Source organism: Collinsella sp. AM20-15AC (assembly GCF_003471405.1).
In the GTDB taxonomy this organism is placed as follows: Bacteria; Actinomycetota; Coriobacteriia; order Coriobacteriales; family Coriobacteriaceae; genus Collinsella.
Genome location: NZ_QRJA01000015.1, coordinates 53,656 through 59,655, shown reverse-complemented (window position 1 = coordinate 59,655; position 6,000 = coordinate 53,656). Strand labels below are relative to the sequence as shown.

At 41.6% G+C, this 6,000-nt stretch carries 7 protein-coding genes; 6 read left to right on the top strand and 1 reads right to left on the bottom strand.

Translation table 11 applies throughout. The features are described 5' to 3' along the window. Positions 1–114: 114 nt before the first annotated feature. The 4 genes from DW233_RS06445 to DW233_RS06430 all read left to right on the top strand — a co-directional run bounded on the left by DW233_RS06445 (position 115) and on the right by DW233_RS06430 (position 2,302). Entirely contained in the window at positions 115–498 is a 384-nt protein-coding gene (locus DW233_RS06445; RefSeq protein WP_002578893.1) for a GntR family transcriptional regulator, read from the top strand. Then, positions 491–1,351: an ABC transporter ATP-binding protein gene (locus DW233_RS06440; RefSeq protein WP_118267335.1), complete on the top strand. Its 861-nt coding sequence runs from the start codon at positions 491–493 to the stop codon at positions 1,349–1,351. The genes DW233_RS06445 and DW233_RS06440 overlap by 8 nt, the downstream gene beginning before the upstream one ends. Continuing rightward, positions 1,344–1,994: an ABC-2 transporter permease gene (locus DW233_RS06435; protein ID WP_117502866.1), complete on the top strand. Its 651-nt coding sequence runs from the start codon at positions 1,344–1,346 to the stop codon at positions 1,992–1,994. Before DW233_RS06440 ends, DW233_RS06435 begins: the two co-directional genes overlap by 8 nt. A gap of 128 nt (positions 1,995–2,122) precedes the next feature. Beyond that, entirely contained in the window at positions 2,123–2,302 is a 180-nt protein-coding gene (locus DW233_RS06430) for a cysteine-rich KTR domain-containing protein (protein WP_074021989.1), read from the top strand. A gap of 178 nt (positions 2,303–2,480) precedes the next feature. Here DW233_RS06430 and DW233_RS06420 read toward each other — a convergent pair whose 3' ends face one another. Continuing rightward, on the bottom strand, positions 2,481–3,728 hold the full coding sequence (locus tag DW233_RS06420) for an IS110 family transposase (protein ID WP_118267333.1): 1,248 nt from the start codon (positions 3,726–3,728) through the stop codon (positions 2,481–2,483). 318 nt (positions 3,729–4,046) lie between these two features. Here DW233_RS06420 and DW233_RS06410 point away from each other — a divergent pair, with 318 nt between their 5' ends. Together DW233_RS06410 and DW233_RS06405 are read left to right on the top strand one after the other, a co-directional pair. Continuing rightward, entirely contained in the window at positions 4,047–4,670 is a 624-nt protein-coding gene (locus DW233_RS06410) for a VanZ family protein (protein WP_025580950.1), read from the top strand. A 574-nt stretch (positions 4,671–5,244) separates the two neighbouring features. Further along, positions 5,245–5,502, top strand: coding sequence for a hypothetical protein (locus tag DW233_RS06405; RefSeq protein WP_055201455.1), 258 nt, complete (start codon positions 5,245–5,247; stop codon positions 5,500–5,502). Positions 5,503–6,000 lie beyond the last annotated feature (498 nt).

The following is a 6,000-nucleotide window of genomic DNA, read 5'->3' as shown; positions in this document are numbered from 1 at the left end:
GGTTCGACGAACAGCCGATCGTGTCAACCTTGGTCTAACAGAGCCTTATTTTTTCTCTGTGTTATACTGTTATACACAATAGCATAACAGTTAAAACACACGGAGGATGCAGAAATGAAACTGATTATTTCAAATGTATCTGGCGTCCCCATATACGAGCAGATTAAACAGCAGATCAAGGCGGCTATTTTATCTGGCGAGCTTCAAGCCGAAGAAACTTTGCCCTCCCTTAGAACACTTGCCAAAGACTTAAAGATCAGCGTCTTAACAGTGACAAAGGCATACACAGAATTAGAGCAAGAGGGCTTTGTTAAAAATGTGCAGGGGCGTGGATGTTTCGTAATGGGGTCTGGTTCAGAACTGATTAAGGAGCAGCTTATTTGCAAAGTAGAAAACAATCTCACCGAAGCAATAAAAGCTGCAAGAATGGCAAATCTATCCACAGAGGAATTACATCGCCTTTTGGACATTTTAACGGAGGTAAAAACAGATGACTAATTATTTAGAGGTAACGAATCTTTCAAAATCTTTTGATTCTTTTCAGCTTCACAATATCAGCTTTACTTTGCCAAAGGGATATATTATGGGCTTGATCGGCCCGAATGGTTCTGGCAAAACAACGACAATCAAACTGATTTTGAATATGCTCAAGCGCACCGGCGGCACAGTCAAAGTGATGGGGCTGGATAATATCACAGAAGAACAAAAAGTAAAATCAGAGCTGGGCGTTGTTTTCGATACAAATTATTTCAGTGATGATTGGAAAGTGTCGCAGGTTGAAAAATCCATTTCGGTATTTTATCCAAATTGGGACAGCCAGAAATTTGCGGATATGTTACGGAAATTTCACATTGCACCAACCAAAAAGGTAAAAGAACTTTCCAAAGGTATGCAGATGAAGTTAATGCTTGCCTGTGCGTTTTCATACGACGCCAAACTGCTGATCCTCGACGAGCCGACCAGTGGACTTGATCCGGTTTCCAGAGATGAACTTTTGAAAATTCTTTCAGAGTATATTGAAGATGGCGAACATAGTGTTTTGTTCTCCACCCATATCACAGGTGATTTGGAGCGTGCAGCCGATTATATTACCTACATCAGTTATGGCGAGCTGTACTTTACTGGCAGCAAAGATGATTTTGTAGATATGTTCCGCATTGTAAAAGGTGGAATTGAGGAACTGTCCGATGATCTGAAAAATAAGGCGGCTGGTATTCGTACATTCCCTACGGGATTTGAGGCACTGATGAAAACCGAAGATATTAGCGGTTTCCCTAACCTGACCATTGAGCCTGCCACCATTGATGAAATTGTAGTGTTTACAAGCAAGAAAGGTGACGATTATGAGTAATATTTTGAAATCCACAAAATTAGATATTGCATTGGTAAAACCATATTTTAAGACAATTTGTTTCACCCTGCTTCTGCCGATTGTGTTTGCCGCAATCAATCGTTCTTTGCTGACAGGGGTATCATTTGCTATGTGCTTTATTGCCATGACGACGGGATATACCTTTTCCATCACAGAAAAAAACAGTATGGATCGTCTGTTTGGTATTTTACCTGTTCGTAAAAGCGAGCTTGTGATTGGACGCTATGTTTTCGTCCTTGCAATGGGGCTTCTTTCCTTGATTATTTCTTTGATTGCACAGCCGCTTGTCTTGAAAGTGCTGGGTGAAACAGTTGGCGTATTTGACATTGTAACTGCCGCTATTGCAGGAGTATTCTTATTTGCACTCTATACCGTGTTCCAGATTCCGGGATATTACAAGTACGGCTCAATCAAAGGACGGGTATTTATGTATATTCCAGTGGCCGGTTTTTTGGTGACTTTACTTCTTCTCTCTAAAATGCCAGCTATCGGGAAATCAATTATTTCAGTCGTTGAATCTTTTCCGATACTTCTCGTTTTCTTTGCGGTTTTTGCTATTGTCGTGATGTATGCGGTTTCGATCTTCTTGTCCATTCGGATTATGAAGAACAAAGAAATGTGAGGTGATTGTATGGATTTCACAATTTTGGCAGTTGTGCTTTTGCTTGGTGTTGGCGTTCCTATCCGTAATAAACTCATACGGAAATATCGGGATAAGAAAAAGAATGATCGCAATTCGGAGTGAACAATATGGAGAAAACAGAGTTCATCCGCTGCCCAGTCTGCGGGAATAAAACACGCGACAAAATTCGGGAAGATACCGTACTTAAAAATTTTCCTCTCTTTTGTCCAAAATGTAAAAGTGAATGTCTAATCGACATTGAACAATTAGACTTACGATTAGCATTATGGGAATACCGTCGTTACTAATGACAGTATTCTGTTTGCTTTATGAGAAAATGCTCAATGCTGGAATGGGCAATAAATTTGAATTTGACAAGGAGAAGATTGAAAATGAGAAGTAGAGGGTATCCATTACCTTAATCGCATCACAAACAAGCCATCTTTCGGTGGCTGTTTTAAAAATTGAATATCGTATACACTAAGGCTATGCAGTTGCTGACTTGATTTTATAACCTTGATTTCTGGCGATCATGAGTGCCTGCTCTACGGTAATTTCACGATCCACAGGTGGTAAATCAGATTTTCGATAAAGTTCAGCATTATAGTTTTCTCCGTTCTTTAATATGTGGTATAATGCGGTAAGAAGCATTCTTGCTATCGCAATGATTGCTTTCTTGTGACCGCGACGTTTTTTGATACGGAGATAGCGGTTGCGAATTTCAGGATGCTTATTACTTTTAACAACAGCGTTTGCACACTGTACTAAAAGAGGTTTGATGTAGCATCCGGCCTTGGAAACCCGGACAGATTTTTTCTTCCCTGCACTTTCATTGTTGGTCGGAGTAAGGCCAGCCCATGAACACAAGTGTTTCGCCGAAGGAAAAGCCTCCATATTGGTACCAATTTCGGAAATAATTCCGATGGCAGTGAAATCACTGCTGATACCAGGAGCGGTTTGAAGAATGGCAAGTTCCTGCTGATAGGGAGTGGCGAGCGCAAGAATGAGTTCTTCAAGCTCTGCTTTCCGAGCTTCAAGGTTTTCATAATGAGCTTTGATTACTTTGAGCTTACCTGCCTGTTCCGGAGTGATATATCCGTCAATGGCATCACGAAGTTCAGGAAGTTTCTTTTTTAAACTTTTGAAAACAAGAGGTTCAAGGTCAAAGGAAGTATCTGCGGGATCTTCCAAAATCTTATCCAGTATCGCCTGAGCAGATTTGCCGAAGGTGTCCGAGACAACGTTTCCCAACTGGATATTGGAAACCGTGAGACAGTTCTGCAAACGATTCTTTTCACTTGATTTGAAGCAGGTCAGTTTGAAACGGTAGCGCATAAGGTCACGAAGCTGGCGGATGTCAGCGGGTGGCATAAAGCTTCCGGCAACAAGATCATGCTTAAACAGGTCAGCAATCCATTTGGCATCTTTCTTGTCAGTTTTCTTTCCACGGATAGCCTTAACGTATTTCGGATGGGCAAGGACAATCGAACAATCTTTTTCCAAGATGTTATAAACAGGAATCCAGTATTTACCGGTGGATTCCATACAGACATCCTTGCAATTCCTGTCGAGTAGCCATTGTAACAAAGTTTTCAGACCGCTCGTGTAGGTCGAAAACCGGTGGCTCTCGTAAGAAGTGACACCTTTATCGTTCGTAGAAGCGATGCAGGCGACTACAAAAGTCTTGTGGACATCAATGCCACAACAGATTTTGTACACGATTTTTAAAGCCATAGGGACTCCTTTCAGAACCGGGAGGTTCGCTAAAGATTATAGGGAGAGACGGGGCATTGACTGAACGCCTAAGCCATAAACGAGAATGTTTATACAAAGATAAGATTACGTGCTTGAAGTCACACTTATTTGTGCTTGAAAAGGCGAACTACACATATAATAATGCGGTCATCCGGCAAGCCGGACAGCCCACTCACCTCTCCGTGATTTGTAGTATACCGAGTTCCCTACAAGAAGAATTATAAAGAAAAAATGAGCTCAGGGAAACATTTTCATAACGTTTTGTGCCTGAGCGAAGCGAAAGGAATGGATATAATAATGATACCAATTTCTGATATTCTCATCCGCTCAATTAGTGGGTATGTGTTTATGGTTCCAGTCTTCGTACTGTATTTCTTGTGGCTCAAAAAATTGGGGAGAACACAAAGTTTTCTCCATACCGCTGCAGTGTTTGTTTTTGGTTATTATTTATTCGGACTTTTGACCGTCACAGGCATCGGCTTTACAAGCACAATGACCTTTCGCCCGAACATTTCTTGGACTCCATTTATCGGTATGATAACTGGGCCAATTGATACCATTCTGAATATTATTCTGTTTGTCCCGTTGGGATTTTTCCTGCCGCTGCTGTACAAGAAATATCATCACATGAAGACGGTTGCATTGACTGGCTTTCTGTTTTCTTTGGCTGTTGAAATTGTCCAGATGTTTGGCTGGGGTTCTTCCGACATCAATGACTTGATGACAAATACCGCTGGAGCCTGTATTGGATTTTTAGTTTATTGTCTGCTGTCAAGAATCTTGCCTGCCAATCTGAAAAAGCAACTTCAATCCAGCCGTGTCAATGCTGTGGCTGAAGTACTTCTCTTTGCTATTTGCACATTTGCCATTATGGTCACGGCTCAGACTTGGTTTGTCCATGATGTGCTGAATGTTCCATAAATTGTATCGGAAACAATCGGTCTCAGATATAAAAAAATAGTGTCTTCTGTTTGACACACCTGCAGACCGATTTTTCCGTATTGAACTTAGTCGCGTCAACGAAGCCACTACCTATGGAATTTCAATCTTTTCCTTCCTGTTATGCTTGGACAGATTGAATAATTCTCTTTGTGTTATATCTATTATTTTTAGGTAATAGTCCACAACGGCTTCTAACATGAAGGTACAAAAAATAAAAGTTGATCCTCAATCAATCCTATTATTGTACTCTTCAATTCATACTTTTCGATCTCAATGGTAGTATGGTTAGATAGACATCTGTTGCCGCTATCCCTTGGTAAGTTACCCGTTCAGCTTACCTACAAATTTAGAATACAATAAATGGCATCATTTGAACAGACTATATTTTTGGGATGAACTGTTCTACTATGAGAGCTTCGGTCTGTTTGCTGTGCTGATTCTGGTACAGTTGGCGGCCACCGGCGCAGCAGCGTTCCGCTTTTACTACAAACAAAGAAAAGGCTGAATAGAAAATAGGTATCATCAATCAAAAATATCATTGGAGGTATAACTTATGGAAAAAGAAACAATGGGAACTGTAATTTCAGTTACAAAACAATGGTGGTTAAAAGTGAATCGTAAACCTGCCCGCGTTCATGCGATGGATGGCGCAGCCTTTCCGCATACTATCAAGGTCAAATATACGATAGACGGCAAAGATTACATCTGCCGAAAATGGATTGGCGCAGGAAACAAAGTCCCTGACAAGGGAACAACGATTAAAGTTATCTATTGTGAAGATAAGCCATCGAAAGCAAGAATTGAACTCTAATTCAAATTGACTGACTAACACGGTATGTTTTGGCCTTTGCGGCATGAAACATACCTACATATTCAAACATCTGCCTCCACAGCGGGGAAAAGAAAAAAACCGCTGACGGGCAGAGGATTTCGTGCGCTTTTCTGTATCATCGACTGATACGGCGGTTTTGAGAAAATCAGAGCCGCCGTTTCTTTTCGTCTATCCTAAACCAACGACGACCTAACACCGTGTAAATCCACGGCGGCATATAGGAGGATTGCCGCCGTGTCTATTTTTGCCTTTTTTCATAGCACCCATGACCTACATCAGTTAAAAAAAGCATAGCCCCGCCTCCGGGTTATTCCGGCTATGTATGCGAAATTTGTTGGAACCTTAACTATTATGTCATTTCATGCGTCCGTGTGGCTTCATGCCGCCCGGGCGCTTTTGCGTTCTTATGGGGCTGCTTCGGGTCATGTTGGCCCGAAGTCATTCCCCGGTGCCGCTCCCCGCCGCCTTCGTTTCGGT